The organism is Nitratireductor sp. WH36-1 (genome assembly GCF_058725515.1).
In genome coordinates this window covers 351529-365898 of sequence record NZ_CM178970.1, presented here as the reverse complement: position 1 = coordinate 365898, position 14370 = coordinate 351529, and the positions used below count along the sequence as shown (strand labels likewise).

The following is a 14370-nucleotide window of genomic DNA, read 5'->3' as shown; positions in this document are numbered from 1 at the left end:
ACAGGCGATACCATGGAGAGACGCGATGACAAGACCAAAGCTCGATCCGACGGCACTGGAAGAGGCCCTTGAAAAGCTCGAGGGCTGGGAACTGGCCGAGGATGGCGCGTCGATCCAGAAGCGGTTCGTCTTTGCGGATTTCTCCGAGGCCTTCGCCTTCATGACCCGCGCGGCGCTGGCGGCGGAAAAGCTCAACCATCATCCCGACTGGTCGAACGTGTACAAAACCGTGGACGTGGTGCTTTCCACCCATGACGCCGACGGGCTGACCGAACTGGACCTGAAGCTTGCCGCCGCTATGAACCGTTTTGCCCGGACTTGAGGCGTTCTAGGGCGGCTCAAAACGGGCAAACATTGAATTTCGCCACGCATCTCCCACATTTCTGCAATCAGGAGACGCTATGGACGACGTGAAAATCGGCGAAATTCTCGAACCGGTCGAGCCGCGCGAAAACCGCAGGCGCGAAGAGCGTGTGCGCGCAAAATTCTGGCGCACGATGAAGAAGGCCGCCCGCCAGGTGCCCTTCATGGAAGAGATTGTCGCCGGCTATTACTGCGCGCTCGATCAGGACACGCCACCCCGCGTGCGCGGCATCCTGCTGGCGGCGCTCGCCTATTTCGTGTTGCCGCTGGACGTGGTGCCGGATTTCCTGCTCGGCTTCGGTTTCACCGATGACGTGGCGGTTCTCGCCGCTGCGCTCAACGCCGTGCGCCGTCATATTACGCCGGCTCACACTTATGCCGCGCGGAAGGCGCTCTCCGAGACCGGGTTCGACGCATAACCAGTCAAAATCTTGCCTCTTTCATTCGTTTCAACCGATAACGAAGGGGTGTTCGGCAGTTGTCGCACCAATTGTGTGATGACGGATCGGGGTTTAGCGCATGCAGAATTCGTCAATTCGCTTCACGCTTTGGTAACCCAGATTAAGTAAAAATGAAGTGATCTAGAGAGAGGCTACCCGGCCTCGAAACACTGGCAAAAAAGACGGTCAAGACGATGCGCGTACTGATTTCGACACTGATGCTCATTTGCGGAATGGCGGCAGCGAGCCCTGTACTGGCCCAGGCTACGGCGGTGGGGCAGCATCGCGATTGGGGCGTTTACAGCTACCAGTCCGGCAACGGCAAGGTGTGTTACGCCATGAGCGTGCCGAAAGCGAAGCAGCCGGCCAGCCTGGACCATGGCGACATTTTCTTCTTTGTGAGCCAGAAGCCCGGCCAGAACGTTGCCTCCGAGCCCCAGTTCATTGCCGCCTACAATTTCCAGACGGGCTCCAAGGTGATTGTCACCGTCGGCAACAAGAGCTTCACCATGTTCACCAAGGGCCAGTCGGCCTGGCTCGAGAATGCAGCGGAAGAGCCGCAGCTCATCGCGGCCATGAAGGGCGGCGCCGACATGAAGGTCGCTGCCAAGTCCGGACGTGGCAACGACACCAGCTACACCTTCTCGCTGAGCGGTGTGACGGCTGCGATCAACGCCACGCAGAACTGCAAATAGCATCCTGCAAAGAGAGGCTGCCGACCACCAGAGGTGACGGCAGCCTTCAGGCGTGCTATGAGCGCGGCAAATGAAGGGCAGCCCCGTCATTCGGAGAGCGCTGCCCGCAACCGTTTCAAGAACGCCATGGCACTGACACTCGATCTATCGACGCCCGAGGGGCGCGCTGAGCTGCGCCCCGCCGCAACCGCCGAAAAGCAGCCGCTGATCGGCCTTTCGCGCGAACAACTCGCTGAAGCGCTTCTCCCGCTCGGCGTGCCGGAAAGGCAGGCGCGCATGCGCGTGCGCCAGCTCTGGCACTGGCTTTATGTGCGCGGCGTGTCGGACTTTTCGCAGATGTTCAACATCTCGAAGGACCTGCGCACCAAGCTCGATGAGCACTTCACCATTGCGCGCCCCGAGATCATCGAAGAGCAGATCTCGCAGGACGGCACCCGGAAATGGCTGATGCGCTTTCCGCCGCGCGGCGCAGGACGCCCGGTGGATGTGGAAACGGTCTACATTCCCGAAGAAGGCCGCGGCACGCTGTGCGTTTCCAGCCAGGTGGGCTGCACCCTGACCTGTTCCTTCTGCCACACCGGCACCCAGAAGCTGGTGCGCAACCTGACGCCGGGCGAAATTCTCGACCAGCTTCTGGTGGCGCGCGACAGGCTCGGCGATTTCCCCGAAGCCGATACGCCCGACGGCGCGATCGTGCCGGCCGAAGGCCGCAAGGTCACCAACATCGTCATGATGGGCATGGGCGAGCCGCTCTACAATTTCGAGAATGTGAAACAGGCCCTGCTGATCGCCTCCGATGGCGAAGGCCTGTCGCTCTCCAAGCGCCGCATTACGCTTTCCACCTCGGGCGTGGTTCCCGAGATTTACCGCACCGGCGAAGAGATCGGCGTGATGCTCGCAATCTCGCTGCATGCGATCCGCGACGAGCTGCGCAACGAGCTGGTGCCGATCAACAAGAAGTATCCGCTCAAGGAGCTGCTCGACGCCTGCCGCGCCTATCCCGGCCTGTCGAACGCACGCCGCATCACCTTCGAATATGTGATGCTGAAGGGCGTCAACGATTCGCTCGACGATGCGCGCGAGCTCGTGCGGCTGTTGAAGGGCATTCCTGCCAAGATCAACCTGATCCCCTTCAACCCATGGCCGGGCAGCGATTACGAATGCTCCGACTGGGAGCAGATCGAGGAGTTCGCGGATCTGGTCAACAAGGCTGGCTACGCCTCTCCCATTCGCACCCCGCGCGGTCGTGACATCCTCGCGGCCTGCGGCCAGCTCAAATCCGCTTCCGAGCGCATGAAGAAAGCCGACCGGCTGAAGCTTGAAGCGATGATGATCGCCGGCCACGGCGAGTAGGACCAAACCACCTTCAAACAAAAACGCCGGCGCGCGATCTGCGAGCCGGCGTTTTTGTTTGTCTGGTTTCCCCGATCAGCGGGCCTGCGCGGTCAGAATCTTCAGCGCAAAGGCCGAGAAGACGCCGGCAAAGAGATAATCGACCACGCGGGTGACCCGCGGGCTCTTTTTCAGGAACTTCGAAAAACTGTCTGCCGCAATCACCATCGGCGCAACGATGGGGAGCGCAAGCGGGATGAACAGCAGCCCCAGAAAAAACAGCTTGCCCGGCGCATCGGGATCATTGGCCGAAACGAACTGCGGCAGGAAGGTCATGAAGAACAGGATGATCTTCGGGTTCAGGAGATTGATGCCGAGCCCCGTGGCCCAGTTCTTCAGGAGCGAACGGCCCGAACCGCCCTTGTTGTCCGGCGTGAAGGCCGAGCCCTTGCGGATTGCCTGAACGGCAAGCCAGATCAGGTAACCCGCGCCAAACACCTTGAGCGCAAGGAACGCCTCCGGCGAGGCGACGATCAACGCCGAGAGCCCCAGCGCCACGAGCGCCGTATGGATCATGATGCCGGTCATGGCGCCGAACATGCAGGCAAAGCCCGCTGCACGGCCCTGGCTGAGCGCACGACCGACAAAAAGGGTCATGTCCGGCCCCGGCGTGATGGAGATCACAAAGGTGGCCAGCGCGAACTGAACGATGGTGGCGAAATCCGGGATGAAGGTCATGGGAAGCTTCCGGCACGGGTTGAAGTGCCGGAAGCTAACGCATCGGCCCGAGAATCGGAACCGATTTTCGGAGAGCACGATGCGCAGATTCAACAGGGTAGAGCGTCAGATGGTCTGGGTGACCTTGTTGAGCTTGTCGGGCGTGTCGGGGTTGAGGCCACGCTCGCGCGCAACGCGCTCGATCAGGCGGTAATAGCCAACCAGCGAAACCAGCGGGTCGATATGACCGTGGCCGGTGGTCGGCGTCTTGATGGTGCGCTCACCCACATCGCGCGAGGAGAAGCTCGCAATCTGCGCGCCGAAGCCACGCAGTTTCTCAAGCGACTGCTCGCTGGACGCCAGCGCCTCGTCCTCGGGCACGAAGGCGAGGATCGGGAAACCCTTGTCGACCAGCTGCATCGGCCCGTGCATGAGCTCTGCCAGCGAGAACGCTTCGGCGTGAAGCTGCGCGGTTTCCTTTGCCTTGAGTGCCGCTTCCAGTGCAATGGCGAAGCCCGGACCACGGCCAGCCGTGTAGACAGAGCCGGCATCGGCGAGAAGCGGCAGGGCCGGTTCCCAGTTCACGTCGCAGGCAGCAGCCAGCGCCTCGGGCAGCCGGTCGAGCGCACCCTTGAGCGCGGCGCTGGCGGACGCGACCTGCGCAACACCGGCAAGCGCTGCAGCAGAAGCGATGAAGCTCTTGGTGGCCGCGACGCTGCGCTCCGGTCCGGCATGGATCGGCAGAACGATGTCGGCGGCGTTTGCGAGCGGGCTGTCGGCAACATTGACCACGGCCAGCGTGACTGCGCCACCCTTCTTGGCCGATGCCTGCGCCGCCACGATATCGGGGCTGCCGCCGGACTGGGAAATGGTGATGTGAAGCGCGCGGTCGAGCTTCAGCGATGCATCATAGACCGAGGCAACCGAAGGACCGATGGACGCCACGGGAATGCCCGTGTGGATCTCGAACAGATATTTGAAGAAGCTCGCCGCATGGTCCGAAGACCCGCGCGCGGACATGCTGACCAGCGCGGGCGAGCGCTCGGCGATGACCCTGCCAAGCTCGGCAAAGGCCTGCGCCTCATTGGCAAAGAGCCGGCCAACAGCCTCGGAAGCTTCGGCGGTTTCCTGAAACATCAGGGAAGGTGTCTCGGTCATTTCAGTCTTTCCATATGAATCATGCCTGTGGGGCGGTGCGGAGTGGGGCGGTACGGGACGGGCCGTTCAGCCCGGTTCGTCGAGTGCGCGGTGAAGGTCGTCGCCATGACGCGCCAGCGCCGCAGCGGCTTCCTCGGGCGACAGGCCGCGCACCACCAGCACAGCCGGCTTTACGTGAAAGGCGGTCTTCTCCAGCGCGGCGCGTGCCGATGCCTCATCGCACTCCGCGACCTGCATCAGCATCTCGACGGCGCGCTGCACCAGCTTCTTATTGGTCGGCTTCATATCGACCATGCGGCCGCGATAGACCTTGCCGAGGCGCATCATGACAGAAGTGGAGAAGAGGTTCATCGCAATCTTCTGGCTCGTGCCTGCGGCCATGCGCGTGGACCCGGCCAGGACTTCGCCACCGGTCTCGAGAAGCACGTCGCACTCGGCGTTTTCGAGAAGCGGGCTGCCGGGATTGTTGGCAATGCCGATGGTGAGCGCGCCACGCTCGCGCGCCGCCTCGATGGCCGCGCATGTGTACGGCGTGCTGCCACTGGCAGCCAGGCCGACCACCACGTCACGCGGGCCACAGTCGACACCGGCGATCTCGGCGCGGGCCGCATCCTCATCGTCTTCCGCGCTTTCGCGCGCCTCGGCCACACTGATGCTGCCGCCGGCCAGAAGAAAAATGCAGCGCTCCTCCGGCCAGCCGAATGTCGGATAAAGCTCGACGGCATCCAGCATGCCCACACGGCCCGATGTGCCCGCACCGACATAGATAAGCCGGCTATCAGGATCAACCAGGCGGCTGGCCGTTGCTTCAATGGCTGTTTCAAGCGCCGGCAGCGCGGCCCTGACCGCCTCCATTGCGGCCTGCTGACCGTCCAGCATGGCGGTGAGCATGTCGGCTGTCGCGAAGCGTTCAATGTCGCGATAGGCCTGGCTGGCGGTTTCCGTCGGTTTTGTCATGGCGAGCTCATCGGTTTCCGGTTTGCATGGCCCATGATAGACCAATCTAATACCAAATAGCTTATACAGGCTTTTTCTCCGGAATCCATTCCCTCTCTGCAGATCTCTTCGCAAATTCGGAAATTCGCCCCCAAACCCTGTAATCATTATGCTTCAGAGATAAGACAGTGTGGCCAGACGCAATGCCGGACTTGCAAATCGGTATGGCCGGCTTCATAATTGGGCTTATATTGTTAAGACCAATTTTTAATCGACAGGGAAACGCCAGACCCATGACCGACACCCGGCAGGACCAGGGAGAACCCCTTGGCGCGTTTCTCGCACGCGACATGCAGGCCAGCGAAGCGGATGCGACCCCGCTTTACATCCGGCTCGCCAATGCAATTCGACGGCTGATCGATGCGGGGACGCTGGAAGCGGGCGCCGCCCTGCCCTCGGAGCGTATTCTGGCCGAGGCGACAGCGCTGTCACGCGTGACCGTGCGGCGGGGGATTGAGCTGCTGGTGCGGGAAGGCGTTCTGGAACAGCGCCGGGGGTCGGGCACCTATGTGCTGGAGCCGGCAGAGCGTTTCGAGCAGCCGCTGGCGGCGATCACCAGCTTCACCGAAGACATGCTCTCCTATGGCCGCAAGCCGGAAACACGCTGGCTGGCGCGCGAATACGCCAATCCGTCTGCCCAGGAAGCGATGGTGCTTGGCCTGTCGCCGGGCGACCGCGTGGTGCGGCTGCACCGGCTGCGGCTGGCCGATGCCCTGCCGCTCGCGGTGGAACTGGCCATCGTGCCGGCCGACCTTCTGCCCGATCTCTCAGCGCTCGGCACATCACTCTATGAAGCGCTGGCGCAGGCGGGCGCACGGCCGCACAAGGCCCTGCAACGCATGCATGCCTGCGCGCTGCCGGAGTTCGATGCGCGCCTGCTGGAGGCTGACGCCGGAGAGCCCGCGCTTTTTCTGGAGCGCATATCCCGCACGGCGGAGGGGCGCGTGGTCGAGTTCACGCGCTCCTATTTCAAGGGCGACAGGTTTGATTTCGTTGCCGAACTCAACCTGCAGCAGGAAGCGGGCAGATAGAGCAATTCCAAGACAAGCGGGAACCGGTTTTCCGTCCGGAATTGCGCAAAGACAATGATGCTTCAGACCTTACAGGCGCTTCAAAGCGACTCGAGAAAGCGGACCAGATTGTCCCGGTCCTGCTTCGCCATTTCGACCACCCGGTCGCGCGCGGCCTGCGCCTCGCCCCCATGCCAGAGCACGGCTTCAAGCAGGGTGCGGGCGCGCCCGTCATGCAGGAAGGTCGCTTCCTCATTCACCGTGCCGGTGAGCCCGATGCCCCAGAGCGGCGGGGTGCGCCATTCATAGCCATCGGCAAGCCCTTCGGTCCGGTGATCGGCGAGGTCTTCACCCATGTCGTGCAGAAGCATGTCGGTATAGGGCCAGATCAGCTGGAACCTGAGCGCCGGATCGTCCACATCGCGACGCGTCACATATTTCGCACGATGGCAGGAGGCGCAGCCGCTTTCGTAAAACACCTTCTTGCCGGCGAGCACCTGCGGGTCGTCGATATCGCGACGGGCCGGAACGGCGAGATGGCTGGAATAGAAGGTGACGAGATCCAGCAGATCCTCGGGCACCTCTTCCGCGCCCAGCCGCTCCTGCGCACCGTGCGGCAGAGCGCGGCAGGCAGTCTGGGCTTCAGTGCAATCGCCCCAATGGTCGGGCGCGAGCGGCGATGAGAGCCCCATGTCGCCGGAGAAAGCGCCTGCGCTCTGCTCGGCAATGGTCGGCGCAATCGCCTTCCAGCCGAAACGACCGAGACGCCACTCTCCCTGTGCATCGCGCACGCGGGCGGGCCGCCCGGAAATGCCATCGCCATCCTCGTCGTCCGGGTCCGCCCAGGCGAGGATATCAGCTTCGTGAACACTCTCCAGAAGTCCAAGGCCGATCATCGGCGGCGCAACGCGCGCCGACAGCATGAGATCATCACGGAACGGGCCGAAACCGGGCTCGGTGATGCCGAGCACCGGCCGGCGCAGGGTGACGGTCTCGCCGCCCGCGAGCGCCACGGGCACATCCTCATAGGTGATCTGCACGCGGCCTTCGGGGTTGAGGCCGGCCACGGCGTGATCCTGAAGCTGCAGCCCGTACACGGGATCGGGCGCGGCATGCAGCCGCCCGTCGGCAATCGCCTCCTGCTGCTCCTTATTCGGCGGCACCGAAACGCGCACAAGCAGCGACACGGCGGAATCTTCAACCCGCGCCGGCGCATGGCCGCGCCCGTCCTTGATGTGGCACGACTGGCAGGCCCGCGCATTGAACAGCGGCCCCAGCCCGTCGGAGGCCTGCGTGGAAGCGGGCGACGACACCCAGTCCTTGCGGAACAGGCCGTTGCCCAAAAGGAAGCGCTCCAGCGCCTCGAATTCCAGATTGGCCGACGAATGGGAGAACGCATCGGCATTGATGCGCTTGGTGGAGGTCGCCGCGCCCGCGGCCATACGCTCGAAGCGCTCCGCCTTTTCAAACTGCCCGGCGGGCTTCGTGACCTTTTCGACCCGGGCGCGGTCCTTCTCCGTCAGGTCGTCGCGCGTGTCGGGCAGCGAACCTCCCGCATGGGCGGTCATGACAAGGGCTGAAAGAAAGACGACGAGTGTCGTGCTGCGGGCAATCATGTTCATGGCGGAACTTGTTGGCTGTGTCGCCGGGCCGGCATGGCGGCCCGGCGGCAATTGGCTCTTATTCGAAAACGGCTTCCGGATTGTCGAGACTGTCGGAACCCTCAAGCTCGATCCCGGACAGGTCGAGCGCGACGATGACGCGTTCCAGCGAACGGGTCTGATCGACGAGACCGTCAATCGCCGCCTGAACGACCGCGTTGCCCTCTTCATTGCCCTGACCGATCATCTGGTCATAGGCCTCGCCGCCTTCGGCGCGCGCCTTCATCACGGCCATCGCTTCAAGCGTGGTGTCGAGCTTCGCCTTCACTTCATCGGCGAGGGCGGTATCCTTTTCCGACACCAGATCGGCGAGGCTTGGCCCCTCGACCGTGGAACCGTCGACACGCTCATAGGCGCCGAAATAGACGTTCCGGATGCCAACGACATCGTAGTAATGGCTGTTGTGCGTGTTGTCGGAGAAGCAGTCATGCTCCTCCTCCGGGTCGTTCAGGAGCAGGCCGAGCTTCATGCGCTCGCCCGCCAGTTCGCCATAGGAGAGCGACCCGAGACCGGTCAGCATCGCCGTCAGGCCCGCCTGCGGGTCCGCCATCACTTCGGCACGGGCCTCCCCTTCGGTTTCCCAGTTGGCGACCATCTCTTCGAGATCCGTGATCAGGAGATCGGCGGCAGCCTGGAGATACTGCGCGCGGCGCTCGCAATTGCCGCCCGTGCAGTTTTCCGTGTCGAAATCCGTGTAAGCGCGTGTTCCCGCACCGGCGTCGGTGCCGTTCAGGTCCTGCCCCCAGAGAAGAAACTCGATGGCGTGGTAACCGGTGGCGACGTTGGCCTCGATGCCGCCAACCTCGTGCAGCGACGCGATCACCTCGGTGGTGATTTCGGTAACGTCGATATCCGTACCGCCAGCGCTCACCTTGTCATTGGCGATCACATTGACCGTGTAGAACTCGTTGGCGTCCGACTCCGTGCCATAGCTTGCATCAACATAGTCGATGAGGCCCTCGTCCAGAGGCCAGGCATTCACCTTGCCTTCCCACTCATCCACGATGGCGTTGCCAAAACGGAAGGCCTCGGTCTGCTGGTAGGGAACGCGTGAAGCGAGCCATGCCTCGCGGGCGGCAGCCATGGTCTCTTCCGACGGTGTTTCGACAAGCGCATTGATCGCCGTACGCAGCTCTTTCGCCGTCTCGAGACTGTCCTGATAGGTGGCGAGAGCGATATCCGCGTAGGTCTCGACCACTTCCTGCGGTTCAGCGGCAATGGCCGGCGCTGCCATGACCGCCATGATTGCAGAGCCGAGCAGTAAACGACGTTTCATGAAGACTTCCCCTCTTCCAAACCTGAAAACAGGCGCTGCCATTGCCATCGACAACGGACGCGCACGGCCTCGTGGCCGCCACTCAATAATGTGGACTTAAATTATCAGGTTTAGAAAGGCAAGCCCGACGGGCGCATTGCGCGCCCGCTATTCCATGGCTTTCACCGCGATAACGGCATTGGTGCCACCGAAAGCAAAACCATTGCTGAGGGCGACACGCACATCGCGCCTGCGCGCTTCATTGGGCGTGACGTCCAGATCGCATTCCGGGTCGACTTCGCGATAGCCCGCCGTCGGCGGGACGATACCCTCCCGGATCGCCATGACGCAGGCGATGAGTTCCAGCGCGCCCGATGCGCCAAGGCAGTGAGCATGCATCGACTTGGTGGACGACACGGAAAGCTTCGAGGCATGTGCGCCGAACACGCGCTTGATCGCTTCGGTCTCGATGCGGTCATTGGCCTTGGTGCCCGTGCCATGCGCGTTGATGTAATCGACATCGGAAGGGGCGAGACCGGCCTCGTTCAGACAGGCCTGAAGCGCGGCGGAAGGCCCCTCGACCGTGGGGGCCACGATATCGGACGCATCGGCCGACATGCCGCCACCGGCCAGCTCGGCCAGAATGGTCGCGCCACGCGCCTGCGCATGTTCGAGCGTCTCAAGCACCACCATGCCAGCACCTTCGCCCAGCACCAGACCATTGCGGTCGGCAGAGAACGGGCGGCAGGTTTCCGAAGCCAGAACGCGCAGCGCTTCCCAGCCCTTCAGGATGCCGTAGATCAGCGGCGCATCGGAGCCACCGGCAAGCATGACATCGGCACGACCGAGACGAAGCTGGTCTGCCGCCGAAAGGATCGCGTGGTTGGAAGACGCGCAGGCAGAGGTCGCGCCGAACACCGGGCCGCGCAGCCCGAGCGTCATGCTGACCTGTCCGGCAGCTGCACCGGGCATCACGCGCGGAACCGTGAAGATGCCCGTTCGCGGCTTCCCTTCCAGAAGGATCGCGCGATAGCTTTCCTCGATGGCTTCCCAGCCGCAGACACCGGTGCCGACCACGGCACCAACGCGGTGCGTATTGGCATCGTCCACGGCAAAGCCCGACTGGCTCATGGCCTCCTGCGCCGCAATGGATGCGAGCAGGCTGAAGCGGTCCATGGTGACGAGCCGCTTGCGGTCCAGACCGTGCTCCGGCAGCTGCTTGATCTCGGCGCCAATGCGCACTTTCAGTTCATGCAGCGGCGCCGTGGTGATCGGGCCAATCGCCTGACGGCCCGCGCGCATGCCCGACCAGATGGCCGGGGCATCCGTTCCAAGCGCGCAAATGCCACCAATGCCCGTTATGACGATGCGTGGAGCTGTCATCTAGTTCTTGGAGTCCACCAGTTCGCGCACGGCGGCGACGATGTCCCTGACGGTCTCCATGCTTTCCCACGCCTCGGCGGTGTTCATCTCCACTTCGATGTTGAACTCGTCCTCGACATCGAAAATGATCTCGGTGAGTTCGAGGGAGTGAATGCCAAGGTCGGCGAGCGGCGTATCGAGCGTTATCGTCTCGACCTCGTCCTGCGCATGGGTCTTGATCTTCTCAAGGATCGTCTTGCCGATCTCATCCGTGCTCAAACTGGTCTCAGCATTCATGAAGCGTCTCCTTGGACAACTTTTACGCAGGCTAGGATGCCATCGGGCAAGGCGTCCACGCTCAACTCTATAAAATCGCAGACATAAGAAACCAAAGCGTGTCCTGCGGCAAGAGTTTGCAGTGCAATTCCGCCGCGCATCACCGCGTCAGTTTTCGTTCACGCCACCCTTTACGAAAATGGTTACGGTGCCGTCCTCACCATAGTCCAGCGCGACCACATCGCGGACCTGGATGGAACGCGAATCCACTGCATGGAAGAACAGCGCACTGCCTTCGATGGCTTCACGCAGAATGGCAATTTCTTTCTCATGCTCGGCAATCGCCTTGGCGATGTCCTGCCCCTTCCTGTCCAGATCGGGCAGGAGAACGATATCCAGTTCTTCAAGCGAGAAGGTCTTGCGCACGCGCTCGGCATTCTGCGTCGTGATGCCGATTGCCGCGATGATGCGCTTGCTCGCCGTCTCCGGTTCGACTTCCTCGGTTTTCACCTCGGAGCCCACAATGGCATCGATTGCTTCTTCGCTCTTCAGCCCCTGCGCGAAAAGCGGAGACTGCAAAGCGATGACCATCGTCAATGCAAGTGCGGCTCGTAGCGGCATGGGCCGACATCCGATGTTCAAGGTCATGACTCAATCCTGTAGATTCGCCGCGCAGAAAACATGTTCTGCCGGAGAAGGCAACGGGCGGGGCGCCCGGCGGGTTCCCTCAAAGCCGGGTCGCGTAATCCGAAACCAGCAGCCGACAGGGCTCCTCATCCTCCTCGATTTCGGAGAAGCGGGCGATCGGCTCTGCAAAGATATTGTCCGTCACATCATCATTGACGGTAGACACCTCCCCGATGAGCACATCCTCTTTCTCGCCCCAGAATGCATGCCAGACGCCCGGCAGAAGCGTGACGCTCTCGCCCGGCTCCAGACGCAGGACTCCGCCGGCATCCACGCGCCGTATCACGCCATCGGTCGGCACGCGCACGGGCGAGACACGGTCGATCCCGCCTTCCGGATCAGACCCGAAAAGCTCGATGCACAGCGTGCCGCCGCCGCGGTTGATGATGTCTTCGGCCTTGATCGCGTGGGTGTGCAGCGGCGCGAGCTGGTCACGCCGGGAGATCATGATCTTCTCGGCATAGAGCATGCCGCGGCCATGCTTCAAATCTTCCTGATTGCCGTTACGCACCGTGAAGAGAAAGAGGCCGCGCCGGTCGAAATCGCCAGCGCCATAGTCGGTGATGTCCCAGCCGAGCCTTGCATCGACAATGCCGTCGATTGCGGCACGCCGGTGCCTCATCTCTTCCGGGGTCCAGTCGGCAAAGGGCGGCAGCACATAGCCGAAGGAGCGGATGAACTCTTCTCCCTGGCGCAGGATCTCGTTCACTCTCGAGCGCTTCACCGCAACCTCCCTCGTGCGAAACCGACTTGATGTGTGGTCGTACCGCAAGCCCGGCATTCCGCCAAGGTGTTTTGCCCGGCCGGATCTTGCGTAACCCACTTGATCTTGCGCAACGCACCGGCCAGCCTCATCAATAGAATGCCCATCCTCAAACCGGCGATGCGCACGGCGTCGCACCGGACACGAAGCACAAACCCGGGTCTTTCCATGTATCTGAACGCCATCATCCTGCTGACCGTCGTTGCGGTGATGCTGGCGCTGTGGTCGCCGCGTCTCCATGGCCGGCCGACATGGAGGGCGATGACCACGCCGCTGGCCTCCATCATCGGCAGCGGGTTTCTCGTTCTGGGGCCGATCCTCAATTTCGCCTACGGCGTCAATGCGCCGCTCGTCATGCTGGCGCTGTGTCTGGGCGCGTATCTGTTCGGCGCGGCGATCCGCTACAATATGAGCATGCTTCAGGCGGAAGCGGGACGACACGGCAGCAGGCTGGAAACGCTTCTGGAAACGACAGCCTCAGCCAGCCTCGGCTTCGCCTACATCGTGTCGGTCGCCTATTATCTGAATCTGTTCGGCGCTTTCGGCGTGAGCCTGACCGAAGCGAACCAGCCAACGGACGCCCGGCTTCTGACATCGGCCGTCTATGTGCTGATCCTGATGGTTGGCTGGACACGCGGTTTCCGGGCGCTCGAAAAGATGGAGTACGCGTCCGTCGCGCTCAAGCTCGCCATCATTGCCGGCCTGCTGGTCGGTCTCGGCATCTTCTTCATCCAGCATGTGTCGGCGCATGACATGATCCTGCGCGCGCCAAGTGTGAGCGGCTGGCACGCCATCGCCCTTGCCTTCGGACTGATCGTGACGGTTCAGGGGTTTGAGACATCGCGCTATCTCGGCCGCGACTATGACACGCCGACGCTGATCCGCTCGATGAAGCTGGCGCAATGGATCTCGACCGGCATCTATATGAGCTACATCCTGCTGATCAGCTACACATTCGACATCGACGGGCAACCGCTCACGGAAACGGCCATCATTGGCATGATGGCCGCCGTCGCGCCGATCCTCTCCGTGCTTCTGGTGGCAGCGGGACTGGCCGCGCAGTTCAGCGCGGCAGTGGCGGACACGAGCGGATCGGGTGGGCTTCTGACAGAGCTGACGCGCGGCCGGCTTACGCCCAGGCGGTCCTACGCCCTGCTTGTGGCGGTGGGCCTCGCTCTCACCTGGTCGGCGGATGTGTTCCACATCATCAGCTACGCGTCGCGGGCCTTCGCGCTTTACTACATGCTGCAGGCCGCACTTGCCGCAGCCAAGGCATGGCGTGATGCAAACAGCCCGTGGCGCGCGGCGGGGTTCGCCGCGCTGGCGCTGCTCGGCCTGGCGATCGTGGTTCTGGGGGTGCCGGTCGAGACGTAAGACCGGACCGGGATCAGAACGCCTTGAAGGTCAAAGTGGTGAGCGAACGGCGAATGCCGGGCACATTGGCGATGTTCTCGCTGACGAACTTGCCGATATCGACACCGTCATCGATGTAGACCTTCATGAGCAGGTCGTAATCGCCGCTCGTGGAGTAAAGCTCCGAGGCGATTTCGCGCTTGTAGAGTTCGTCGGCCACCTCATAGGTCTTGCCGGGTTTGCAGCGCAGTTGAACGAAGACAGGTCTCATAAGGGCTCCATGGAGCAAGTTCGAAACAGGG

The 14370-nt window shown here is 62.5% G+C and carries 16 protein-coding genes; 6 read left to right on the top strand and 10 right to left on the bottom strand.

The features are described from left to right. Positions 1-25: 25 nt before the first annotated feature. The 4 genes from AC4PTT_RS01760 to rlmN all read left to right on the top strand — a co-directional run bounded on the left by AC4PTT_RS01760 (position 26) and on the right by rlmN (position 2851). Entirely contained in the window at positions 26-322 is a 297-nt protein-coding gene (locus AC4PTT_RS01760) for a 4a-hydroxytetrahydrobiopterin dehydratase (RefSeq protein WP_113153549.1), read from the top strand. A 79-nt stretch (positions 323-401) separates the two neighbouring features. Then, positions 402-782, top strand: a complete 381-nt coding sequence (locus AC4PTT_RS01755) for a YkvA family protein (protein ID WP_113153550.1) — start codon at positions 402-404, stop codon at positions 780-782. Positions 783-997: 215 nt separating this feature from the next. Further along, positions 998-1498, top strand: coding sequence for an invasion associated locus B family protein (locus AC4PTT_RS01750; RefSeq protein WP_492161995.1), 501 nt, complete (start codon positions 998-1000; stop codon positions 1496-1498). 126 nt (positions 1499-1624) lie between these two features. After that, on the top strand, positions 1625-2851 hold the full coding sequence (gene rlmN, locus AC4PTT_RS01745; RefSeq protein ID WP_206545754.1) for a dual-specificity RNA methyltransferase RlmN: 1227 nt from the start codon (positions 1625-1627) through the stop codon (positions 2849-2851). 75 nt (positions 2852-2926) lie between these two features. Here the strand turns inward: rlmN and AC4PTT_RS01740 are convergent, their stop codons facing one another. The 3 genes from AC4PTT_RS01740 to AC4PTT_RS01730 all read right to left on the bottom strand — a co-directional run bounded on the left by AC4PTT_RS01740 (position 2927) and on the right by AC4PTT_RS01730 (position 5662). After that, on the bottom strand, positions 2927-3568 hold the full coding sequence (locus tag AC4PTT_RS01740; RefSeq protein WP_113153552.1) for a LysE family translocator: 642 nt from the start codon (positions 3566-3568) through the stop codon (positions 2927-2929). Between the two features lie 105 nt (positions 3569-3673). After that, positions 3674-4705, bottom strand: coding sequence for an SIS domain-containing protein (locus tag AC4PTT_RS01735; RefSeq protein WP_283800603.1), 1032 nt, complete (start codon positions 4703-4705; stop codon positions 3674-3676). Between the two features lie 66 nt (positions 4706-4771). After that, positions 4772-5662: an N-acetylmuramic acid 6-phosphate etherase gene (locus AC4PTT_RS01730; protein WP_206545623.1), complete on the bottom strand. Its 891-nt coding sequence runs from the start codon at positions 5660-5662 to the stop codon at positions 4772-4774. A gap of 272 nt (positions 5663-5934) precedes the next feature. On the opposite strand from AC4PTT_RS01730, the gene AC4PTT_RS01725 reads away from it, so the two are divergent. Further along, positions 5935-6732, top strand: a complete 798-nt coding sequence (locus tag AC4PTT_RS01725) for a GntR family transcriptional regulator (protein ID WP_299939334.1) — start codon at positions 5935-5937, stop codon at positions 6730-6732. Between the two features lie 80 nt (positions 6733-6812). Here the strand turns inward: AC4PTT_RS01725 and AC4PTT_RS01720 are convergent, their stop codons facing one another. The 6 genes from AC4PTT_RS01720 to AC4PTT_RS01695 all read right to left on the bottom strand — a co-directional run bounded on the left by AC4PTT_RS01720 (position 6813) and on the right by AC4PTT_RS01695 (position 12676). Further along, a complete protein-coding gene (locus AC4PTT_RS01720; RefSeq protein ID WP_492162579.1) occupies positions 6813-8279 on the bottom strand; it encodes a di-heme oxidoreductase family protein in 1467 nt (488 codons plus the stop codon). Positions 8280-8391: 112 nt separating this feature from the next. Beyond that, complete coding sequence (locus tag AC4PTT_RS01715) at positions 8392-9648, bottom strand: imelysin family protein (RefSeq protein ID WP_492161994.1); 1257 nt, start codon at positions 9646-9648, stop codon at positions 8392-8394. A gap of 147 nt (positions 9649-9795) precedes the next feature. Then, a complete protein-coding gene (locus AC4PTT_RS01710; RefSeq protein WP_492161993.1) occupies positions 9796-11010 on the bottom strand; it encodes a beta-ketoacyl-[acyl-carrier-protein] synthase family protein in 1215 nt (404 codons plus the stop codon). Then, positions 11011-11286 (bottom strand): acyl carrier protein, encoded by a 276-nt coding sequence (locus tag AC4PTT_RS01705; RefSeq protein ID WP_113153557.1) that lies wholly within the window; start codon positions 11284-11286, stop codon positions 11011-11013. Between the two features lie 147 nt (positions 11287-11433). Continuing rightward, positions 11434-11886, bottom strand: coding sequence for a hypothetical protein (locus AC4PTT_RS01700; RefSeq protein ID WP_224873570.1), 453 nt, complete (start codon positions 11884-11886; stop codon positions 11434-11436). A 106-nt stretch (positions 11887-11992) separates the two neighbouring features. Further along, positions 11993-12676, bottom strand: coding sequence for a D-lyxose/D-mannose family sugar isomerase (locus AC4PTT_RS01695; RefSeq protein ID WP_492161992.1), 684 nt, complete (start codon positions 12674-12676; stop codon positions 11993-11995). 207 nt (positions 12677-12883) lie between these two features. On the opposite strand from AC4PTT_RS01695, the gene AC4PTT_RS01690 reads away from it, so the two are divergent. After that, on the top strand, positions 12884-14089 hold the full coding sequence (locus AC4PTT_RS01690; RefSeq protein WP_492161991.1) for an APC family permease: 1206 nt from the start codon (positions 12884-12886) through the stop codon (positions 14087-14089). 13 nt (positions 14090-14102) lie between these two features. Here AC4PTT_RS01690 and AC4PTT_RS01685 read toward each other — a convergent pair whose 3' ends face one another. After that, entirely contained in the window at positions 14103-14339 is a 237-nt protein-coding gene (locus tag AC4PTT_RS01685; protein ID WP_007010700.1) for an Lrp/AsnC ligand binding domain-containing protein, read from the bottom strand. Positions 14340-14370 lie beyond the last annotated feature (31 nt).

Coding starts and splice junctions, on each gene's coding strand:
- AC4PTT_RS01735 (WP_283800603.1), bottom strand. CDS start 4,705: ATGACCGAGACACCTTCCCTGATGTTTCAGGAAACCGCCGAAGCTTCC.
- AC4PTT_RS01720 (WP_492162579.1), bottom strand. CDS start 8,279: ATGACCGCCCATGCGGGAGGTTCGCTGCCCGACACGCGCGACGACCTG.
- AC4PTT_RS01725 (WP_299939334.1), top strand. CDS start 5,935: ATGACCGACACCCGGCAGGACCAGGGAGAACCCCTTGGCGCGTTTCTC.
- AC4PTT_RS01685 (WP_007010700.1), bottom strand. CDS start 14,339: ATGAGACCTGTCTTCGTTCAACTGCGCTGCAAACCCGGCAAGACCTAT.
- AC4PTT_RS01760 (WP_113153549.1), top strand. CDS start 26: ATGACAAGACCAAAGCTCGATCCGACGGCACTGGAAGAGGCCCTTGAA.
- AC4PTT_RS01705 (WP_113153557.1), bottom strand. CDS start 11,286: ATGAATGCTGAGACCAGTTTGAGCACGGATGAGATCGGCAAGACGATC.
- rlmN (WP_206545754.1), top strand. CDS start 1,625: ATGGCACTGACACTCGATCTATCGACGCCCGAGGGGCGCGCTGAGCTG.
- AC4PTT_RS01690 (WP_492161991.1), top strand. CDS start 12,884: ATGTATCTGAACGCCATCATCCTGCTGACCGTCGTTGCGGTGATGCTG.
- AC4PTT_RS01715 (WP_492161994.1), bottom strand. CDS start 9,648: ATGAAACGTCGTTTACTGCTCGGCTCTGCAATCATGGCGGTCATGGCA.
- AC4PTT_RS01740 (WP_113153552.1), bottom strand. CDS start 3,568: ATGACCTTCATCCCGGATTTCGCCACCATCGTTCAGTTCGCGCTGGCC.
- AC4PTT_RS01700 (WP_224873570.1), bottom strand. CDS start 11,886: ATGCCGCTACGAGCCGCACTTGCATTGACGATGGTCATCGCTTTGCAG.
- AC4PTT_RS01730 (WP_206545623.1), bottom strand. CDS start 5,662: ATGACAAAACCGACGGAAACCGCCAGCCAGGCCTATCGCGACATTGAA.
- AC4PTT_RS01750 (WP_492161995.1), top strand. CDS start 998: ATGCGCGTACTGATTTCGACACTGATGCTCATTTGCGGAATGGCGGCA.
- AC4PTT_RS01710 (WP_492161993.1), bottom strand. CDS start 11,010: ATGACAGCTCCACGCATCGTCATAACGGGCATTGGTGGCATTTGCGCG.
- AC4PTT_RS01755 (WP_113153550.1), top strand. CDS start 402: ATGGACGACGTGAAAATCGGCGAAATTCTCGAACCGGTCGAGCCGCGC.